We start from the raw sequence: 19,175 nt of genomic DNA on the forward strand, positions 1-19,175 counted from the left end.
TCAGGCGCCGGTGCGGGCGACTGTCGCCAGGTAGCGGCAGAGCAGCTCGTGCCAGCCCGCGGTGAGCGCCTCGCGGTAGCCCTCGGCCGCCGTGCCGTGCCTGTCGAAGTAGCGGTGCTCGACGTCCACCCGGGTCTGCTCCGGGCCGTCGGCGTGGAACAGGACCTCCACCTCGCTGGCCCGCGCCGGATCCGGCACCGGCACCCGGTCCGGGCCGATCTGCCAGGTGAACACCAGGCGCCGGGGCGGATCCCAGGTCAGCACGCGGCCCCAGTCGTTGCGGAAGCCGTACGGGCCGATCTCGTAGAGCATGCCGCCGGCCCGGGGCTCGATGCCGATCGCGGCGAGCGCCTCCGGGCCGGACCAGGTGTATTCACGCACCCACCAGTCGGCGAGCGCGCCGGTGAAGACGGCGTACGCCCGCTCGGCGGACGCCGGGACGAGCAGGCTGCTGCGGAGGGAGAAGCGATCGGATTCCTGCCGGACCTCATCCGGATCGGCCATCTCCTGTCCCATAGGTCCGGACCATACCGGCTCATGTCTCGGTGTGCAGCTTCCGTTCCGCCCGCTTCCGGACACCGGGAACACCGGTTCCCGACAGCGCTGAGTGGTGGGACAGGCGCTCTGCGCAAGGCGCGGCGGCGCTTCCGGGAGGTGCGCGGCGGGGCTTCCGGGAGGTCAGGGCGGACGTCCGCGAGGTGCGGGCGGGCGACGGATGCCGTACCGGAAAGCGGGTAAGCGCCGCCGACCGGACCGATGGGAGAGCGGGCAGCATGACCGACAGCCGAGCCACCGCACCAGTGCCGGACCCCGGCGACGACCTGACCCGCTCGCCGGCCGGTCCCGAGTCGGAGCCGGACGTCCTGCTCGACGTGCCGGAACTGACCGTCGACGAGATCCGGCTCGCGGTGGACGGGCTCGACGCCGACCTGTCGCTGCGCGCCCGGCTGGCGAATCTGCTCCAGCTCGACGCCGGCGTCCGGGTGCACCTGGAGGGTGTCGAACTGGACATCACCGGGGTGAGCGCCGAGGCGCTGCTCAAGGTGCGGCTGGAGAAGCTGGTCCAGATCCTGGACCGGGCGCTGACCACCATCGACCGCAATCCGCAGCTGATCGACGCGCTGGCCCGCTCGGCCGGGGTCGCCCTGGACGACGTGCACCGGCTCGCCGCGCCGGTGGTGGACCAGACCGGCCGTACGGTGGCCGCGGCCGGCGAGGTGGTCGAGCGCACCGGCCCGGCGGTGGTCGACAGGGCCGCCCCGGCGGTGGCCGATCGGGCGGGGCCGGCAGTGGGCCCGATCGAGGCACCCGAACCACCCCGGCGCCCGGCACGGACGGAGCCGTCGCCGGCCGGTGGTGAGCGCGGGAAGCCCTCACCGGCAGCCGGTGCCCAAAGGCCGGAGCCGTCACCGGCGCCAGGTGCCGATCGGCCGAAGCCGCCGCCGAGTGCCGGGCGGACCGAGCGGTCACCGGCGTCCGGTGCCGGGCGGGAGGGAAAGGCGGAGTCCGAGCGTGCCGCCGGATCGGGTCCGTCGGCGGAACGTCCCGCCGAGAAGAAGCGCGGGCCGGAGCGCCCGGGCGGCACCGGCCAGCCGGCGAGCGCCGCCGCCGAGGCGGCACAACTGGCGGGACAGGCTGGACAGGCCCTCCGGCAGGCAGGCCGAAGCGTCTGGGAGGCGATCCAGGGCAGCCCCACCCAGAACCGCCGCCCTCCAAGAACCTGACCCACCCGCTCCCGGCCCTCCTGGGCTCGCCGCCCACCCGCCCCCATTCCGGTGATCAAGGAGTTTGTGTGCGGATCACCGGCCCTGGATGACCCAAACTCCTTGATCACCGGGGCGGGGGCGGGGGCGGTCGAGCAGGGGGAGGGCGGTGCTAGGGCTTCCTCCGCGTTGAGGTCACCGTCGGCAGCGGCTGTTTCGACAGTTCTCTAGGTTGACAGACTTCAAAACAGGGGGCAGAGTGGAGGCTGCTTCGATGAACATCTAGACAGGGAGTCCACATGTCCCGCGTCCAGCTCGCCCTGCGCGTGTCCGACCTCGAAGGCTCCGTGGCCTTCTACAGCAAGCTGTTCGGCGTCGAGCCGGCCAAGCGCCGCCCCGGCTACGCCAACTTCGCGGTGGAGAACCCGCCGCTGAAGCTCGTACTCCTCGAAGGTGAGCCCGGCCTGCCGACGGTGATGGACCACCTCGGGGTCGAGGTGGCCACCACCGACGAGGTGAACGCCGCGACCAACCGCCTCACCGAATCCGGCCTCATCACGCTGGAGGAGAACGACACCGAGTGCTGCTACGCGCTCCAGGACAAGGTCTGGGTACGCGGCCCCGGCGACGAGCCGTGGGAGGTCTACACGGTCAAGGCCGACTCGCCGCAGCTGGCGAAGGTGACCGAGAGCGCCTGCTGCGCCTCGGACGCCGAGCAGCCCGCCGCGGTCTGAGCCGGATACGGGAGGGATCCCCACCGGCCGGGATCCCTCCCGCCGGTTCAGCCGCCGTTGCGGGGAAGAATCGGGAGTAGCGCAACCGTCGGGCATGGGGCCCACACGAGTTCTGTGCCGCGTGAGTGTCGAGCCCTAGCGGGACCGGACCACGGCCGTGACCTCGACCTCGAGCACAGCACCCGGCAGGAAGAGCCTGCTGACCTCGACAGTCGTGCTCGCCGGCGGCGGTGTGCCCGGGAAGAGCCGGCGCCGGACGGCCGCGTACGCCGGCAGGTCAGCCAGGTCCGTCATGAACGTGCGGATGTGCAGCACGTCGTCGAAGCTCGCGCCGTGCGCCGCGAGCACGCCGCCCACGATCTCGAAGATCCGTTCGGCCTGGGCGCCGGGGTCTCCGGGGGCCACCACCTCGCCGTCGTCGTCGACGGCCACCTGTCCGGCGAGCATCAGCAGCGCGCCGCCGCCGACATCGATCCGGGCGACGTGCGCGAAGCGGTCGCCGAACGGGGCCGCGACGGATGCGGGGTTGTCCAGGGTGAGGTGCATCAGCATCCCCTTCAGGAAGTCGGCTGAGACGAGGGAGGAGAGATCCGCGTCCTGGTCCGGCGCGGCCCGCATCAGGTCGAGGGCGGCCTCCAGCACGGGGGCCGGCACCGGACGGCGCAGCGCCAGCCGCGCATCCTTCGCGGCCAACGCGACTGCGAACGAGGCGCCCGGGGCGGTGACCCGTCCGACCGCGCCGGCGAGGGCCCCACGGCCGAGCACGTCGAGGGCGGCCTGCCTGTCGACACCGAGCGCCGCGGCGACAGCCAGCGCGTCGTGCAGCGCGGCGACAGCAGTCACCAGGCCCGTGTTCGCGACGAGTTTGACGGCGGCGGCTGCGCCGATCGGACCGCAGTGACGGACCGAACCGAGTTGTTCCAGCACCGGAGCCGCCCTCTCCACGACATCGGCGGGGCCGCCCGCGAAGATCGCCAGCGTGCCGGCCCGCGCGGCGTCGACACTGCCGCCGACGGGTGCGTCGAGGAGGGAGACGCCCGCCGGAAGCCGGCCGGCCACTGCTCGGACTTCGTCCGGCCCGATCGTCGACATCTGTACCACGACCGTCCCGGGCCGGAGCGCGGCGGCGACGCCGTCCGGCCCGAACAGCACCGTCTCGACCGCGCCGGCGTCGGCGAGCATGACGACTACGACATCGGCCCCGTCGACCGCGGCGGACGGGCTCGCGGCCACCGTCGCGCCGGCCGCGGCGAGCGGCTCCGAACGCTCCGGGCTGCGGTTCCACACACTGACCCGGTTGCCGCCGGCCAGGAGGCGGCGCGCGATCGGCGTACCCATGTGTCCGGTCCCGAGGACCGCGATGATCTTCACGCGGTAACGCTAGGCCGATAGAAGCAATGCGGCCAACGAATGTCTCGCATACGTGCCATGCGTGACTAGCATGCCTGCCATGGAGACTCAGCTGCTGGAGGTGTTCCGCACCGTCGCGCAGCACGGCTCGATCACGACCGCCGCCCGCGCCCTCAGCTTCACCCAGTCGGCTGTCTCCCGGCAGATCGCCGCACTCGAGGCCGACATCGGCGCTCGGCTCTTCGACCGGCTGCCCCGTGGCGTCGCCCTCACCGAGGAGGGACGAGAGCTGCTCCCGCACGCCGAGGCGGTCCTCGACCGGCTCGCCGCGGCCCGCCGTGACCTCGAGGAGCTGCGCGGGCTCGGTCGAGGGCGGCTGCGTGTGGGTGCCTTCCCGACCGCTGTCGCGGCTCTCGTACCCCGGGCGATGGCGTCGTTCCGCTCGGTCCACCCGGAGATCTCACTGTCGCTGGTCGAGGGTGTGACGCCGCGGCTGCTGGAGCGCCTGCTCGCGGAGGAGGCGGATGTGGCAGTGGTCAGCACCTCGCCCACGGGCGAGCTGGACCGCGAACGATTCGACCTGCGACATCTGCTCGACGAGCGGCTCCTGGTGGCGGTCGCGCGCGATCACCGGCTGGCGCGCCGCCGCTCGGTGCGCCTGGCGGACCTCGCCCAGGACGCGTTCGTCGTGGGCTCGGCCACCGCGGAGAACAGCCTGCTCCGCGCAAGCCTGCCCAGCGGTTTCTCGCCGCGCATCGACATCGTCGCGGCCGAGTGGACCGGCAAGCTGGGATGCGTCGCCGCCGGGTTGGGGGTGGCTCTGGTTCCGGCCCTGGCGGTACGCGGAACCCCGCCGGACATCGCCCTGCTACGCCTGCATCCGGACGACGAGTCGGTACGGCAGATATTCGCGGCGACCGTGCGGGGCAGGACGCCGCCGCCGGCGGTCACGCACTTTCTGGAGCATCTGCGGGCGGAGGCGGCCCACCTGGGCTGACCACCTCAGGTCATCCATGCCTGGACCGGACAGACGGGTTTGCCGGGGGGAAAGCAGAACGCCGACCTGCGTTCCCGCTGGTCGGCGCTCCTGTAGCCCGGCGAAAGGCTATGTGGCCAGGGGCGGGGTCGAACCGCCGACCTTCCGATTTTCAGTCGGACGCTCGTACCAACTGAGCTACCTGGCCGTGGTGCTCGGCACATGCTACCGCACGGGCCGATACGCAGAACGCCGCGCATCGAGCTGCGCGGCGTCAGCGCTTGCGGTCCTGACGGGACTTGAACCCGCGACCTCCGCCTTGACAGGGCGGCGAGCACTCCAACTGCTCCACAGGACCTGGCTGGTGTTGCATCCGGCGTGAGCCGGACCGTGCCCCCAACGGGATTCGAACCCGTGCTACCGCCTTGAAAGGGCGGCGTCCTGGGCCGCTAGACGATGAGGGCGGCCCCGCCATCATTGCACACTCGCAACTTCAAGCGGACTTGCTCCCATCCGGCCCCGCCGGAGGCAGGAGAAGCATATGTCATGCCTGCGCGGACGACAAAACCGGTATGGGGATGACCGTGGGACCGGGTAGAACCGCAGGTCAGCGCGGTAGGGCGATGCCGTACCGCCGCTTGAGGTCCGGGATCAGGTGCCGGCAGGCGGCCATCGTCTGGGCCCGGTCGCCGCCCGCGTCGTGCATCAGCACGACCGAACCGTGCCGGGTGGCGCCCTTCACCCGCTTGATGATCGTCTTCGCCGGCGGGTGGTCCCAGTCCTGCGGGTCCACGCTCCAGTGCAGCGGGCGCAGGCCCATCTGCTTGGCGATCGTGACCTCCTCGGCCGTCCAGCGGCCGCCGGGCTGGCGGAACCAGGTGATCGGCGCCTTGGGCGCGGCGGCGTGGATGGCCTCGTTCGTCCGTTCCAGGTCGGATCGGATCTCGGCGGCGGAGCGCCGGCCCAGGTTCACGTCGTGGTGCCAGCTGTGATTGCAGAGCTGGTGACCCTCCCGGACGATCCGGGCCACCAGCTCCGGGTAGCGCTTGGCCTGCTTGCCGACGACGCAGAAGGTGGCCTTCACGCGGGCCGCCCGGAGCTGGGCCAGGATCTGCGGGGTGTACCGGGGATCCGGCCCGTCGTCGAAGGTGAGCGCCACGCCGGTGCTCCCGCTGGCCCGGTGCAGGCCCGCCGGCAGTTTCTTCGGCAGCGGGCGCAGCTTGGGCTTCGCGGGGGTGGTGTGGGTCGGTGAGGGCTTCGTCACCGGCGTCGGGGACGGCGACGCCGAGGCCGACGGCGGTGCGGCGGCCTTCTCGGGTGACTTGCCGGCTTCGCCGCAGCCGGTGACGAGGAGCACCAGGCCCAGGGCGAGCGCCGACAGGGCGCGTGGACGCATTCGTCGCTCCCGGAGGGGTCGGGGTCAGACGGACTTTCCGACCGTAGTGGACGCCGACCCGGAACGGGAGAGGGGCTCAGCTTGTCGTCGACTGGTCCAGCGAGTCGCGTACGGCCACGGCCAGCGACAACGCCTCGGCCAGGTCCACCGGCCGGACCACCCCGGCGGGCAGCGAGTCGGCCCGCCAGCCGGGCCCGGCGGCGAGCACCAGCAGCGGCCGGCGCGGCACCGCCAGCAGCGCGGTGAGCTGGCACGGGTCGGCCGTCGCGCGGATGTGCGACCAGAGCACCACCGCCGCCGGACCGGTCCGGTTGACCGCCTCGACCAGGGCCGGCACCGGTACGCGGGCACCCAGCATGCGATAACTCACACCGACCTCGGCCAGCGCGGCGGCGAGCGCCTCCAGCGGCAGCGAGTGCTGCTCCTCGTCGGCGCAGGAGAGCAGGATCCGGGGCGGCCCGGAGGTGGGGTGGGCCCACGCCACCGTGGCGAACGCCTCGGAGACGCACCGGGACATGAGGTGTTCCACCTCGATCAGCGCGGAGGTGGCGGCGTGCCGCTCCCCGATGCCGGCGAGCACCGGCCGCAGCAGCCCCTCCCAGGTCGCCACCACCCCGTCGGCGGCCAGCGCGTCGGCGATGGTCCGGCTGATGGTCACCGAGTCCAGGCGCATGGCGGCACGGGCCAGCCCGCGCGCGGCCGGCCCGGCCCGGCCGACCGGGATGGTGGTGCCGCCGCCGTCGCGTACCGTCGAGGCCCTTGCCTTGAGGCCGAGCCGCTCCGGAGGCAGCACGGCCGGCGCCTGCCGGGCCCAGCGGGCGGCCTCGGCGGGCGCGACTCCCTCGGTGGTCAGCCGGCGCATGATCTCCAGGCGGGCGAGGTCGGCGGGCGTGTACCGCCGGTGGTGGCCCGGCACGTGCTCGCTGGGGCCGAGGCCGTAGCGCTGGTGCCAGGTACGGAGCGTGGTGACCGCCACGCCCAGTCGGCGTGCGACGGCCCCCGCGCTCAGCGCCTCATCGGCCACCCGACCGCTCCGGTGCCTCGGTGGCCGGTACGCCCGGCCGGGACGCGTCGGTGGGGTGCAGCAGCCGGTTGACCACGCCGCCGAGCCACGGGGCGTACTCGCGGGGGTGGGCGTCCAGGTCGCCCACGACCGCGCCGGGGTCGACCCAGCGCAGGTCGGCCACCTCGTCCGGGTCGGGTCGCGTGACCAGGTCGGCGGGCACGTCGGCGCGCAGCACGTGGTCGTACTCGAACTCGACCCGTCCGGTCGCCGGGTCCTCGGCGTAGTAGAGGTAGACGCCCACCTCGGTGAGGTCGACCGGGTCGACGCCGAGTTCCTCGGCGAGCCGCCGGTTGGCGGCCTCGGCCAGCGACTGCCCGGGCAGCGGGTGCCCGCAGCAGGAGTTCGCCCAGCGCAGCGGGAACCGCGTCTTGACCGCGGCCCGCTGCTGCAGCAGCACCCGCCCCTCGGGGTCGACGAGCAGCACCGAGAAGGCGCGGTGCAGCCGCCCGGGCGGCTGGTGCGCGGCCGCCACGGTGGTCTCGCCGAGCACCCGCCCGTCGTCGTCGACCAGCTCGACCAGGTGGGTCTCCCGCTCGCTCACGACATCGCCCCGGTGACCCGGGCCGCGGCGATCTTGCCGCTGATCAGCACCATCGGCACGCCGACACCGGGCTGCGTGCCGGAGCCGACGAACACCACGTTCTCCAGCGTCCGGTGCAGGTTGGAGGGGCGGAACGGGCCGGTCTGGAAGAGGCTGTGCGAGGCGGCGAACGGGGTGCCGGCGGCCATGCCCTGCGCGGCCCAGTCGGCCGGGGTGACCGCTCGCATCACCTCGACGCCGTCGCCGAAGCCGACGTAGCCGCGCTCCTCCAGCGTGCTCACGAGCTGGTCGGCGTACCGCTGGGTGAGGTCGCCGGTCCAGTCGAACGGCGCCCGTTCCAGGTTCGGCACCGGGGCCAGCACGTAGTAGGTGTGCCTGCCGGCCGGCGCCACCGACGGGTCGGTGCGACTCGGGTTCGTCACCAGCAGCGACGGGTCGGTCATCAGCTCGCCTCGCCGGATCACCTCGTCGAACGTCCCCTTCCAGGAGCGCCCGAAGTGGATGTTGTGGTGGGCGATCTTGCCATAGCCCTGCGTCGAACCGATGTGCAGCACCACGCACGACGGCGAATAGGTCAGCTTGCGCTGTCGGCTGGGCGGCAGCAGGTCCTGGTAGGCGACCGGCAGGTCCGGGTTGAGCACCACCGTGTCGGCGGGGATGAAGTCGCCGTCCGCGGTGACGACGCCGGTGGCGCGGCCGTTGGCGGTCTCCACCCGGGTGACCGTGGTGCCGTACCGGATCTGCACGCCGTGCTTCTCGGCCGCGCCGGCCATGCCGCGGGAGACCGCGTGGATGCCGCCGCGCGGGAAGCACACACCGGCCACCGAGTCGAGGTACGCGATGACCGCGTAGATCGCCAGCGCGTCGTGCGGCGACAGGCCCGCGTACATGGCCTGGAAGGAGAAGATCCGCTGGGTACGCGGGTCGCGGAAGAACTGGTTGATCTTCGTCTGGAGCCGCCGGAAGGCGCCGCTGGCGAACAGCTTCAGCAGGTTGCCGGTGAGCAGGTCGGTCGGCGCGTCGAGGTTGCGCTCGATGAAGTCGGCCCGTTCCCACTGCCACAGGTTGCGGGCGTAGTCGACGAAGCGCAGGTAGCCGTCGGCCTCGCGGGGGCCGCAGACGCGGGCGATCTCGGCGGCCATCCGGGTGGTGTCGGTGATGACGTCGAGCGTCGACCCGTCCGGGTAGTACGCGCGGTACGCCGGGTCGAGCGGGGTCAGGTCGAGCCAGTCGGTCAGCTCCTCACCCACCGCGCCGAGCGCCTCGGCGATCAGGTCGGGCATGGTGAGGACGGTCGGGCCGGTGTCGAACTCGTACCCGTCGACGCTGAGCCGTCCGGCGCGCCCGCCCGGCACCGGCTCGCGTTCCAGCACTGTCACCTGCCGGCCGCTGCCGGCCAGGTGCAGCGCGCAAGCCAGCCCACCCAGCCCGGCGCCGACCACGACCACCCGGTCGGTCCGTCCCTTGACGGTACGCATTCCGGCCCCCTTGCTCACGAAGTTGCTCATCATGCCCGCCGCGCCGTGGCGGCGGTGGCGAGGCCGGTCAGCGCGGTGCGCGCGGTCTCGTCGATCGGTGCGGTGCCGAGCGCGGCGAGCGCCTCGGTCACCCGGTCGGAGATCATCCGCTCCACCCGGGCGGTGGCCCCGGTGTCCCGGACCACGTCGGCCAGCCGGTCCACGTCGTGTGCCGCGGTGACCGAGCCGGCCCGCTCCAACGCGCGGCGCTGCGCGGGGTCGGCGAGCTGCCGGGCCAGCATCAGCAGCGCTGTCGGCTTGCCGGTACGAAGGTCGTCCCCGGCCGGCTTGCCGGTGGTCTCCGGGTCGCCGTAGACGCCCAGCAGGTCGTCGCGGAGCTGGAACGCCTCGCCGACGGCCAGCCCGTACCGGGTGTACGCGGCGATGAGCGGGTCGTCCGCGTCGGCGCCGGCCAGGCAGGCACCGAACAGCAGCGGACGCTGGACGGTGTAGCTGGCGGTCTTGTACCGGGCCACCCGCAGCGCCCGGTCGACGGTCCAGCTCGCCGAGTCGTTCTCGCCGAGCACGTCCAGGAACTGCCCGGCGACCGTCTCGACCCGCATCTGGTCGTAGCAGCGGCGCACGTCGAGCAGCCGGTCCGCCGGGACCGCCGCGTGTGCCATGAGCCGGTCGGCCCACACCATGCACAGGTCGCCGATGAGGACGGCGACGGCTTCGCCGTACCGGTCGGGGTCGCCCGTGTGCCCGGCGGCCCGGTGCCGGGCGGCGGCGGCCCGGTGCGCGGTGGGCAGCCCGCGCCGGGTGTCGGAGGCGTCCATCACGTCGTCGTGGACCAGCGCGAACGTGTGCAGGAGTTCGAGCGCGGACAGCGCGGGGAGCACCGAGCACAGCGGTTCCTCACCGCCGACCACACCTCGCCATCCCCAGTACGCGAACGTGGGACGGACCCGTTTGCCGCCGGCCAGCACGCAGTCACGTGCCGTCGCGGCGAAACCACCCATCGCTGCGTCGATCTCGGTGAGCGATTCGACTTCCGCGGCCAGGAACGCCGCCAGCGTCTCATCGACCCCTTTGATCAGGTCTTTCGTGAACGCGGCCAGTACGCCGCGGACCGGATCGTCCGTCGCCCCGGGCTGAGCCGGCGCGACGCGGAGCGCATTACCCGCAACTGCGTCGTTGGCCATGTCGGCGAGCGTACCCTAGGGTTACGAGTTGCGTCGATTGCTGCGTCGAAACTGAGGAGGGCCGATGGACACGGATCTGACCGCTGCCTATGACCGTTGCCGCGAGCTGCACCGGCGTCACGGCCGTACCTACTATCTCGCCACCCGGCTGCTCCCCGCCTGGAAACGGCGACATGTGCACGCCTTGTACGGCTTCACCCGGTACGCGGACGAGATCGTCGACCGCACCGAGGACCTGCCGCCGGCCGAGCGCGCCGCCCGGCTGCGCGACTGGTCGGATCGATTCGTCGCCGGGCTGCGCGGTGCGTCGGTCGACGACCCGCTGCTGCCCGCGGTGCTGCACACCATCGCCGTGTTCGACCTGGACCGCGACGACTTCGCGTCGTTCCTGCGCAGCATGGCGATGGACCTGACGGTCATGTCGTACCCGACCTACGACGACCTGCTCGACTACATGGAGGGCTCGGCCGCTGTCATCGGCACCATGATGCTGCCGATCCTCGGCAGCTCCGACCCGGCCGCCGCCCGCGAGCCCGCACGTCAGCTCGGCTTCGCGTTCCAGCTCACCAACTTCATCCGGGACGTCGCCGAGGACCTCGACCGGGGCCGGACCTACCTGCCCGACGAGGACATGGCCAAGTTCGACCTCACCCGCGACGATCTGCTCGCCGCGAAGGCCGCCGGCCGCACCACGCCGCGCATCCGCGAGCTGATCGAGTACGAGGTGACCCGCGCCCAGGCCCACTACGTCGCCGCCGCACCGGGCATCCCGCTGCTGGAGCCGGCCTCGCAGGCGTGCATGCGCACCGCGTACGCGCTCTACGGCGGCATCCTCGACGAGGTGGCCGCGCAGGACTACGACGTCTTCGTCCGCCGTGCCCTGGTGCCGCGGCGGCGCCGGATGGCGGTGGCCGCGCGGGCGCTGCTCACCCCGTCGGGCACGCCGGTGCGGGTGCCCGGCCCGGCACTGGAACCGGCCCTGGCCGGATGACCGGCCGGACGGCGGTGGTGCTGTTCACCCGTGACCTGCGGGTGCACGACCATCCGGCGCTCGCCGCCGCCTGCTCCGCGTTCGACCGGGTGGTGCCGCTCTACGTGCTCGACCCGGCGTTGCAGAAGCTTTCGCCGAACCGCACCCGGTTCCTGCACCAGAGCCTGGCCGACCTGCGCGAGGCGCTGCGCAAGCGCGGCGGCGACCTGGTGGTCAGGCGCGGCGACCCGGTGGCCGAGACGGTCGCGCTGGCGCGGAAGGTGGGCGCCGAGGGCATCGGGCTCTCCGCCGACGTGAGCCGCTACGCGCACCGCCGGGAACGCCGCCTGCGTGCCGAGTGCGACAGGCACCGGATGTTCCTGCGCCTGTTCCCCGGCCTGACCATCGTCGAGCCGGGCGCGCTGCGGCCCGGTGGCGGCGACCACTACCGCGTCTTCAGCCCGTACTTCCGAGCCTGGCGGGGCGCGCGGTGGCGGGACGAGCTGGCCGCGCCGAAGCGGGTCCGGCTGCCCGACGGCGTCGACCCGGGCCGGCTGCCGGACCCGCCGAAGGGCGACAGCCAGGATGCCGCCGTCGGTGGCGAGACCGTCGCCAGGCGCCGGCTCACCGCCTGGCTGCCCACCCTCGATCGGTACGACGACATCCACGACGACATGGCCGGCGACGAGACGTCGCGGCTCAGCCCGTACCTGCGCTTCGGGTGCGTGTCGCCGCTGGCGGTGGCGAACCGGGCGGGTGACCGGGACGGACCCTTCGTCCGGCAGCTCTGCTGGCGCGACTTCTACCACCAGGTGGTGGCCGGTTTCCCCGACCTGTCCACGGTCGCGTATCGGCGCGGCGCGCGGGAGGACTGGCGCGACGACGCGCACGCGTTCGACGCCTGGGCCGAGGGGCGGACCGGCATGCCGATCGTGGACGCGGGCATGCGCCAGTTGCGCGCCGAGGGCTGGATGCACAACCGGGCCCGGCTGGTCACCGCCGGCTACCTGACCAAGCACCTCGGGCTGGACTGGCGGCCCGGCCTGGAGGTCTTCTTCCGGTGGCTGCTCGACGGCGACCGGGTCAACAACTCGGGCAACTGGCAGTGGGTGGCCGGCACCGGCAACGACACCCGGCCGTACCGCGGCTTCAACCCGGTACGGCAGGCCGAGCGCTACGACCCCGACGGCGGGTACGTGCGGCGCTGGGTGCCCGAGCTGGCGTCGGTGGCGGGCAAGGCGGTGCACCAGCCGTGGCGGCTGCCCGACGAGGTACGCCGCACGCTCGACTACCCGCCGCCGCTGGAGGTGCCGGGCGCCGACCCGGTCTGGCTCCGCTGACCGCTGAGTGGCCCGCGCACGATCACGAACGCCGCCTGCGCAGACCTCCCGCGCCTCAGGGGCCGGCTTCCTCGGTGACTGTCGGTGATCGCGTGCCCGGCCGGCACTGTCCACCTCCGGTCCCCTTTGCTCTGCAGCCATATCCGCACCGGTTGCGGAACGTCACCACCCGGGCCTCGCGCGGTTTTCGGGACCTGCGAGGAAATCCCTGCTCAGCGCGGTGCTGCGCCGATGGCTGCAGAGCAAAGTGGGAAAAGGGAAGACAGGGCCGCCCGGCCGGACGAATGCGCTGCGTGACGATGGCTCGGAATTACCGAGGGTGACCGACAGTCAGAGGCAGGAGTGCAACGCCTCGACCAGCTCCTCCACCCGGTCGTGGTCGGCCAGCCGGGCGGTCGCGTACGCGAAGGTGTAGCCGCGTTCCGGGTCGGCCCAGGCGCTGCTGCCGCCGATCCCGCCCATGCCCCAACTGCCGTCCGGCTCCCACTGCATGCCGAGCGTCCAGTCCACCGGCCGGTCCAGCAGCAGGTCCGGTCCGCTGTGCTGCACGCGCGTCGCCTCGGTGACCAGTTCCGGGCTGAACAGGCGTACCCCGTCCAGGGTGCCGCCGGCGAGCAGGCCCGCGTACAGCCGGGCGAGCCCGGCGGCGGTCGCGTGCAGGTTCACCGCCGGGATCTCGGCGGCCCGCCACAGGTCGCTGTTCACCATCGCGACGTCGCGCCCGCCCGGCGGGTTGTCCAGCGCCCGCGCCCGCAACGAGCCCGGCTCGCCGCGCATCGCGTCCGGCCAGGCCGGATCCGCGTACGACAGATCGGCGCACCGCCGCCGGTCGGCCTCACCGAGCCCGAAGGCCAGGTCCAGGCGCCACGGTCCGGCGATCTCCTCGGCCAGGAACCGGCCCACCGAGCGTCCGTCCACCCGGCGGACCAGCTCGCCCACCAGGTGCCCGTACGTCCAGGCGTGCTCGGCCGCGACGGCGCCCGGCGTCCACTCGGGCTCGGCCGCCGCCAGGTCGGCGCAGAGCAGGTCCCAGTCGGCGATGGCGGCGGCGGGCCGGGCCACCGGGAAGGCGGGCAGCCCGGCGGTGTGGGCGAGCACCTGCCGGACGGTGGCCGGGGCGCGGAACCCCGGCCAGTACGCCGAGACCGGCGCGTCCAGGTCGACCCGGCCCTTGTCGACGAGCAGAAGCAGGCAGAGCGCGACCACCGGCTTGCCGGTCGAGTAGACGTCTACGAGCGTGTCCGGTCGCCACGGCCGGTCCGCCCCGGAAGCCGGTACGACAGCGCCGGGCGGGACCGCAGCGGTGGTGCCGCCCACCAGCTCGATCACCGGTACGCCGTCGTGCCACACCGCCAGCGACGCGCCGGTCTCCCGGCCGGTGGCGAACAGGTCGTGGAAGCAGTCCCGGACCGGGGTGAAGCGCGTGTGCATGCGGCCACGGTAGGCGGTCGCGTTCGTGACGAGCGCGGGAATTCGGGCCCGGTGCGGTGGCCGGTGTCCCGAAGGTACGGAATGCTTGCGGAATGGCGGAGCCGGAACTGGTGGACGTAGTAGTGGTCGGGCTCGGCGTCGGCGGCGAGGAGGTCGCCGGGCGGCTCGCCGAGGCCGGCCTCACCGTGGTCGGCATCGAACGGGACCTGGTCGGCGGTGAGTGCCCCTACTGGGGGTGCGTGCCGAGCAAGATGATGATCCGGGCGGCGAACGCGCTGGCCGAGGCGCACCGGGTCAACGAGCTGGCCGGGTCCGCCCAGGTGCGGCCCGACTGGGCGCCGGTGGCGAAGCGGATCCGCGCCGAGGCCACCGACACCTGGGACGACAAGGTGGCGGTGGACCGCTTCACCGGCAAGGGCGGCCGGTTCGTCAGGGGAAGCGGGCGGCTCGACGGCCCGAACCGGGTACGCGTCGGCGACCAGGTGTTCCAGGCGCGCTACGGGGTGGTCCTCGGCACCGGCACCCGGCCCTCGGTCCCGCCGATCGACGGGCTGGCCGACACGCCGTACTGGACCAATCACCAGGCCATCGAGGTCGAGGAACTGCCCGCGTCGCTGCTGGTGCTCGGCGGCGGCGCGATCGGGCTGGAACTCGCCCAGGTCTTCGCCCGGTTCGGCGTCCGGGTGACTGTCATCGAGGCGGCCGACCGGGTGCTCGCGGTCGAGGAGCCGGAGGCGTCAGCGCTCGCCGCCGACGCGCTGCGCGCCGACGGGGTGGAGATCCACACCGGGGTCAAGGCCGGCCGGGTCGGCCACGACGGCGGCACGTTCACCGTGTACGCCGACGGCGCCGAGTTCACCGGCGAGAAGCTGCTCGTGGTGACCGGCCGCAAGGCGCACCTCGAGGAGCTGGGCCTGGACACGGTCGGGGTGGACGCCGGGCAGCGCTACCTGCCGGTGAACGACCGGATGCACGTAACCGACGGGATCTGGGCGGTCGGCGACCTCACCGGCGAGGGCGCGTTCACCCACATCGCCATGTACCAGGCCGGCATCGTGGTGGCGGACGTACTCGACCACATGCGGCGTACCAAGGGAGGCCCGGACGCCAGCGGCACCGCGAGTGTGGTCGGCGGCGCGGCCGGGGTGGTCAGCGCGGTCGGCGGCGCGATGAGCGCGGGCAGGTCGACAGCAGCGCCTGGCAGCGTCTCGGTCGCCGACTACCGGGCGCTGCCCCGGGTCACGTTCACCGACCCCGAGGTCGGCGCGGTCGGCCTCACCGAACAGCAGGCCCGTGAGCGCGGCGTCAACGTCCAGGTCGGGTACGCCGACCTCACCTCGTCGGCCCGCGGCTGGATCCACAAGACCGGCAACGCCGGGTTCATCAAGCTGATCGCCGACGCCGACCAGGGCGTCCTCGTCGGTGCCACCTCGGCCGGACCGGCCGGCGGCGAGGTGCTCTCCGCGCTCGTCGTGGCGGTGCACGCGGCGGTGCCGATCAGCCAGCTCCGACACATGATCTACGCGTACCCGACGTTCCACCGCGCCATCTCCGACGCGCTGCGCGCGCTGAAGTGACGCCTCAGCCGGCCGGCGCACCGTGCCGGCCGGCCCCGTCGGCGAACCGGCCGGCGCCGCGTACCCCGTCCACCGCCAGCGACTCCAGGCCGTAGGCCAGCTCGGCCGCCATCGCCTCCGGCTCCGGCAGCCCCGCGCCGTCCCGCACCGCCGCCCGGTCGTTGCGCAGGCACGTCTGCGGCGACCGGGCGATAGCGGCGGCCAGCTCCTCGGCCGCCGCGCGGGCCCCACCCGGCGCGACCAGCCGGTTGACCAGACCCATCGCGTACGCCTCGTCGGCGCCCACCGGGCGGCCGGTGAGGATCAGGTCCATCGCGCGGCTCTCCCCGATCAGCCGGGGTAGCCGGACCGTCCCACCGTCGATCAGCGGTACGCCCCACCGGCGGCAGAACACGCCCAGCGTGGCGTCCGACTCGGCGACCCGCAGGTCGCACCAGAGCGCCAGTTCCAGGCCGCCGGCCACCGCGTACCCGGAGATCGCGGCGATCACCGGCTTGGACAGCCGCATCCGGGTGGGGCCCATCGGCCCGTCGCCGTCGGGCTCGACCCGGTTGCCGCGCGGCGTACCGACGGCCTTGAGGTCGGCACCGGAGCAGAACGTGCCGCCCGCGCCCCAGAGCACGCCGACCGCCGCGTCCGGATCGGCGTCGAACGCGCGGAACGCGTCGGCCAGCGCTCGTGCGGTCGGCCCGTCCACGGCGTTACGGGCCTCGGGCCGGTCCAGGATCACAGTGGTCACGGCACCGGCGTGCTCGACGCGTACCCCCATGGGCCCAGCATGCCCGCGACGGCGCCGTCGCGGCTACGGGCTATTTGATCGTGCCGGGCCGGGCCAGCCAGCGCATGGGCTGGCCGGTGACGGCCCCGACCTGGTCGAAGTCCCGGTCGTAGTGCAGCAGCGAGAGCCCGTGGTACTCGGCGGTGGCGGCGACGAGCAGGTCGACCGCGCCCGCCGAGCGGTGCGTCCCCCGCGCGGTCAGCTCGCCCTGGATCTCGGCGGCGCGCTCGTAGATCCGGTCCGGCATCGTCACCCAGCCGAAGGCGGCCCGGAGTTGCTCCGCCAGGCGCGTCCGGTCGGCGACGGACCGGGCGGTGTAGAGGAATTCCAGCTCGACCAGCGGGCAGACGGCGAGCAGACCGGCGGTCACCTGCTGGTCCCAGCGCGCCAGCACCTCGCGGTCGCGCAGGAGCCGGACGAGGGCGCTGGTGTCGATCAGGTAGTCGGCCAGCTTCACGAGCGGTAAGCGCCCTTGTCGAGCAGTTCGTCGAAGTCACCGGCCTGCGCGCGCTCGGCCAGCTCCGCCAGCGCGCGGGCGCGGCGCAGTCTCGCCGCGCCCTCGCGGAGCGCGACGTTCACCGTGTCCTTCTTGGTCTTCGTGCCGAACGCCTCGGCGGCATCCGCGAGCGCCTCGTCGTCGACGTCCACCAGGATCTTGGTCATCGCGGCTCCCTATATACGGTCAGCCGCTTGAGTATATCTAGCGGCGGTGCCGTGCGAGGGAATTCCGGGGCGTCCGGTTTGGGGGCTCTCCTGCCGGGAAGTCGGAACGGGTGCGCGAACTACTGACGAAGCTCGAACAGGCCACCGGTCTCGACCGGGTGGGTGACCGGTTGCAGCGTGCCGTCCAGGGCACGCTGCGTTCCCAGCGGGTACGCGACGCGCTGCACGGCGTGTGGCTCGGCCATCCGCTGCACCCCGCGATGGTGCAGGTGCCGGTCGGCGCCTGGATCTCCGCCGCCGTGGTGGATCTGCTGCCCGGCCAGCGCCGCGCCGCCACCGCCCTGGTGGGTCTCGGTACGGTCAGCGCGCTGCCCGCGGCGGTCGCCGGGCTCAACGACTGGGCCACGCTCTCCCGCGACCAGCGCCGGGTCGGGCTGGTGCACGCCGCCGCCAACACTGTCGGCCTGGCGTTGTTCGCCGGCTCGCTGGCGGCCCGGCTCAACGGGCGGCACGGCCTCGGCCGGACGCTGTCCTACCTGGGCCTGTCCGCCGCGAGCGGTGGGGCGTACCTGGGTGGGCACCTCGCGTACAAGCAGGGCGCCCAGGCCAGCCAGAGCGTCTCCGAGCTGCACCTGATCAGCGACGGCTGGCACCGGGTCGGCGACCTGAGCAGCCTGCCCCGGCACGAACTGGTCACCAAGAAGATCGACGACGTCTCGGTGATCCTCTACCGGGACGGCGACGACGTGACCGTCATGCTGGAGCGCTGCCCGCACCAGAGCGGCCCGCTCGGCGAGGGCACGATCGAGCAGGTCGACGGCCACGCCTGCGTGGTCTGCCCCTGGCACGGCAGCGCGTTCCGGCTCGACGGCGGCGAGGTGGTGCACGGCCCGGCCGCCAACGACCAGGTCGTGCTGCCCACCCGCGTGGTGTCCGGCCGGGTCGAGGCGCGGCTGCCCTGAGTCAGTCCCGCCGGTGCCGCCCGCTGGACAGCGCCCGGGCCGGTACCGGCCGCTTGCGCAATCCGAGCAGCGCGCCGATCTGCGCGCCGACGATGCTCGCCACGGCCAGCACTGCCGAGATGGCGAGCGGGCGGTTGATGCCCTCCTCGGCGGTGGCCCGGGACGCGCCCGCCGACATGGCCGGCGGCTGACCGACAGGCGCCTCCACCGTGGGGGTCGCGTCGCGCGGCGTGGGCTTGGGCTTCGCCTTCGGGGTGGTCGACGAGGCGCCGCCGCCACCGGGCTTCACCGGCGCCGTCTCGGCCGGCTCGGTGACCACGATCCGTCCGGCGGCGTGCCGCCGGGCACCCGAATCCGTCGCGCCCTCGGGCAGCGTGATGAGCTGACCCGGGCGGATCCGGTCCGGGTCGGCGAGCCGGTTCAGCCGGGCCAGCTCCTTGTACCTGTCGAAGTCGTCCAGATAGCGATCCGCCACCTCGCCCAGGTAGTCGCCCTTCGCCACCCGGTACACGGCCGGGTCGTCCGCCTTCGACGCGACCGGGGCCGGCGCGGTGACCTGGCTCGCGGCCACGGCCGGTGAGGTGACGGCGGCGACCGCCGGCTGCGGGGCGGTCAGCGCGGCGGCACTCGCCGCGGCCGGGCTCGCGACCAGGATCAACGCGACCGAACCGACGAGGGCGGCTGCGGCCTTCTGCTGGCGGTGCATGCCGGGCAGCTTCGGCGCCGGCCGGCGTACCGCCGCGGCGAGCAGCTCCACCACGACGGAGAACGCGAACGTGGCCCAGCCGAACCAGCCCACCACCGCCAGCGCGCGCAGGAACAGTTGACCGTCGTCGCGGCTGGTCAACGCCGTACCGACCTCGGCCAGCGTGGGCAGGTGATCCGGCAGCGGGTTGCCGGCGAACGCCAGCAGCGCGACCGGCCCGCCGGCCAGCACGCCGACGAGCACGACGAGGGCGCCGAGGCCGGTGAGAACCTGGCCGGCGCGGCGGACGGGGGAGCGTCGGGGTGCGCCCATGGCGGCCT

19 protein-coding genes and 3 tRNA genes are annotated in these 19,175 nt (G+C 73.4%); 7 read left to right on the forward strand and 15 right to left on the reverse strand.

Features of this window, described 5'->3' with window-relative positions; all coding sequences use genetic code 11:
• The gene (locus tag CLT75_RS25265) at positions 1-516 is read right to left on the reverse strand and encodes an SRPBCC family protein (protein ID WP_167796959.1); all 516 of its coding nucleotides are present in this window, start codon (positions 514-516) and stop codon (positions 1-3) included.
• Positions 517-773: 257 nt separating this feature from the next.
• Here CLT75_RS25265 and CLT75_RS25270 point away from each other — a divergent pair, with 257 nt between their 5' ends.
• Positions 774-1,724, forward strand: a complete 951-nt coding sequence (locus CLT75_RS25270; RefSeq protein WP_135242760.1) for a hypothetical protein — start codon at positions 774-776, stop codon at positions 1,722-1,724.
• Between the two features lie 278 nt (positions 1,725-2,002).
• Positions 2,003-2,437 carry an ArsI/CadI family heavy metal resistance metalloenzyme gene (locus CLT75_RS25275; protein ID WP_135242761.1) on the forward strand — a complete coding sequence of 145 codons (435 nt, stop codon included), beginning with the start codon at positions 2,003-2,005 and terminating at the stop codon, positions 2,435-2,437.
• A gap of 135 nt (positions 2,438-2,572) precedes the next feature.
• On the opposite strand, the gene CLT75_RS25280 is transcribed toward CLT75_RS25275, so the two are convergent.
• Positions 2,573-3,808, reverse strand: coding sequence for an NAD(P)-binding domain-containing protein (locus CLT75_RS25280; RefSeq protein WP_209310385.1), 1,236 nt, complete (start codon positions 3,806-3,808; stop codon positions 2,573-2,575).
• 79 nt (positions 3,809-3,887) lie between these two features.
• Here CLT75_RS25280 and CLT75_RS25285 point away from each other — a divergent pair, with 79 nt between their 5' ends.
• Complete coding sequence (locus CLT75_RS25285) at positions 3,888-4,784, forward strand: LysR family transcriptional regulator (RefSeq protein ID WP_135242762.1); 897 nt, start codon at positions 3,888-3,890, stop codon at positions 4,782-4,784.
• 113 nt (positions 4,785-4,897) lie between these two features.
• On the opposite strand, the gene CLT75_RS25290 is transcribed toward CLT75_RS25285, so the two are convergent.
• The 8 genes from CLT75_RS25290 to CLT75_RS25325 all read right to left on the reverse strand — a co-directional run bounded on the left by CLT75_RS25290 (position 4,898) and on the right by CLT75_RS25325 (position 10,428).
• A tRNA-Phe gene (locus CLT75_RS25290) sits at positions 4,898-4,971 on the reverse strand.
• 76 nt (positions 4,972-5,047) lie between these two features.
• Positions 5,048-5,121, reverse strand: a tRNA-Asp gene (locus CLT75_RS25295).
• Between the two features lie 33 nt (positions 5,122-5,154).
• A tRNA-Glu gene (locus CLT75_RS25300) sits at positions 5,155-5,227 on the reverse strand.
• A 143-nt stretch (positions 5,228-5,370) separates the two neighbouring features.
• Positions 5,371-6,159 (reverse strand): polysaccharide deacetylase family protein, encoded by a 789-nt coding sequence (locus tag CLT75_RS25305; RefSeq protein WP_135242763.1) that lies wholly within the window; start codon positions 6,157-6,159, stop codon positions 5,371-5,373.
• Positions 6,160-6,235: 76 nt separating this feature from the next.
• Positions 6,236-7,183, reverse strand: a complete 948-nt coding sequence (locus CLT75_RS25310; protein WP_135242764.1) for a MerR family transcriptional regulator — start codon at positions 7,181-7,183, stop codon at positions 6,236-6,238.
• The gene (gene idi, locus CLT75_RS25315; protein ID WP_135242765.1) at positions 7,173-7,766 is read right to left on the reverse strand and encodes an isopentenyl-diphosphate Delta-isomerase; all 594 of its coding nucleotides are present in this window, start codon (positions 7,764-7,766) and stop codon (positions 7,173-7,175) included. The genes CLT75_RS25310 and idi overlap by 11 nt, the downstream gene beginning before the upstream one ends.
• On the reverse strand, positions 7,763-9,244 hold the full coding sequence (gene crtI, locus CLT75_RS25320) for a phytoene desaturase family protein (protein ID WP_209310386.1): 1,482 nt from the start codon (positions 9,242-9,244) through the stop codon (positions 7,763-7,765). Before crtI ends, idi begins: the two co-directional genes overlap by 4 nt.
• A 29-nt stretch (positions 9,245-9,273) precedes the next feature.
• Positions 9,274-10,428 carry a polyprenyl synthetase family protein gene (locus CLT75_RS25325; RefSeq protein WP_135242767.1) on the reverse strand — a complete coding sequence of 385 codons (1,155 nt, stop codon included), beginning with the start codon at positions 10,426-10,428 and terminating at the stop codon, positions 9,274-9,276.
• Positions 10,429-10,492: 64 nt separating this feature from the next.
• Here CLT75_RS25325 and CLT75_RS25330 point away from each other — a divergent pair, with 64 nt between their 5' ends.
• Entirely contained in the window at positions 10,493-11,419 is a 927-nt protein-coding gene (locus tag CLT75_RS25330) for a phytoene/squalene synthase family protein (protein ID WP_135242768.1), read from the forward strand.
• Positions 11,416-12,738, forward strand: coding sequence for a cryptochrome/photolyase family protein (locus tag CLT75_RS25335; protein ID WP_135242769.1), 1,323 nt, complete (start codon positions 11,416-11,418; stop codon positions 12,736-12,738). Before CLT75_RS25330 ends, CLT75_RS25335 begins: the two co-directional genes overlap by 4 nt.
• 330 nt (positions 12,739-13,068) lie before the next feature.
• On the opposite strand, the gene CLT75_RS25340 is transcribed toward CLT75_RS25335, so the two are convergent.
• Entirely contained in the window at positions 13,069-14,169 is a 1,101-nt protein-coding gene (locus CLT75_RS25340; protein WP_135242770.1) for a serine hydrolase domain-containing protein, read from the reverse strand.
• Between the two features lie 92 nt (positions 14,170-14,261).
• Between CLT75_RS25340 and CLT75_RS25345 the strand changes: the two genes are divergently transcribed.
• Positions 14,262-15,746 (forward strand): FAD-dependent oxidoreductase, encoded by a 1,485-nt coding sequence (locus CLT75_RS25345; protein ID WP_135242771.1) that lies wholly within the window; start codon positions 14,262-14,264, stop codon positions 15,744-15,746.
• A 4-nt stretch (positions 15,747-15,750) separates the two neighbouring features.
• On the opposite strand, the gene CLT75_RS25350 is transcribed toward CLT75_RS25345, so the two are convergent.
• Genes CLT75_RS25350 through CLT75_RS25360 form a run of 3 tightly spaced genes read right to left on the reverse strand, consistent with a single transcriptional unit; the run spans position 15,751 to position 17,187 of the window.
• The gene (locus CLT75_RS25350; RefSeq protein ID WP_135242772.1) at positions 15,751-16,515 is read right to left on the reverse strand and encodes a crotonase/enoyl-CoA hydratase family protein; all 765 of its coding nucleotides are present in this window, start codon (positions 16,513-16,515) and stop codon (positions 15,751-15,753) included.
• A gap of 40 nt (positions 16,516-16,555) precedes the next feature.
• A complete protein-coding gene (locus CLT75_RS25355; protein ID WP_135242773.1) occupies positions 16,556-16,981 on the reverse strand; it encodes a PIN domain nuclease in 426 nt (141 codons plus the stop codon).
• The gene (locus CLT75_RS25360) at positions 16,978-17,187 is read right to left on the reverse strand and encodes a type II toxin-antitoxin system VapB family antitoxin (protein ID WP_135242774.1); all 210 of its coding nucleotides are present in this window, start codon (positions 17,185-17,187) and stop codon (positions 16,978-16,980) included. The genes CLT75_RS25355 and CLT75_RS25360 overlap by 4 nt, the downstream gene beginning before the upstream one ends.
• 110 nt (positions 17,188-17,297) lie before the next feature.
• Between CLT75_RS25360 and CLT75_RS25365 the strand changes: the two genes are divergently transcribed.
• On the forward strand, positions 17,298-18,149 hold the full coding sequence (locus CLT75_RS25365) for a Rieske (2Fe-2S) protein (RefSeq protein WP_135242775.1): 852 nt from the start codon (positions 17,298-17,300) through the stop codon (positions 18,147-18,149).
• A 1-nt stretch (position 18,150) separates the two neighbouring features.
• Here CLT75_RS25365 and CLT75_RS25370 read toward each other — a convergent pair whose 3' ends face one another.
• Positions 18,151-19,167: a LysM peptidoglycan-binding domain-containing protein gene (locus tag CLT75_RS25370; protein ID WP_135242776.1), complete on the reverse strand. Its 1,017-nt coding sequence runs from the start codon at positions 19,165-19,167 to the stop codon at positions 18,151-18,153.
• Between the last annotated feature and the right edge of the window lie 8 nt (positions 19,168-19,175).

It is taken from the genome of Micromonospora sp. CNZ285 (genome assembly GCF_004637285.1).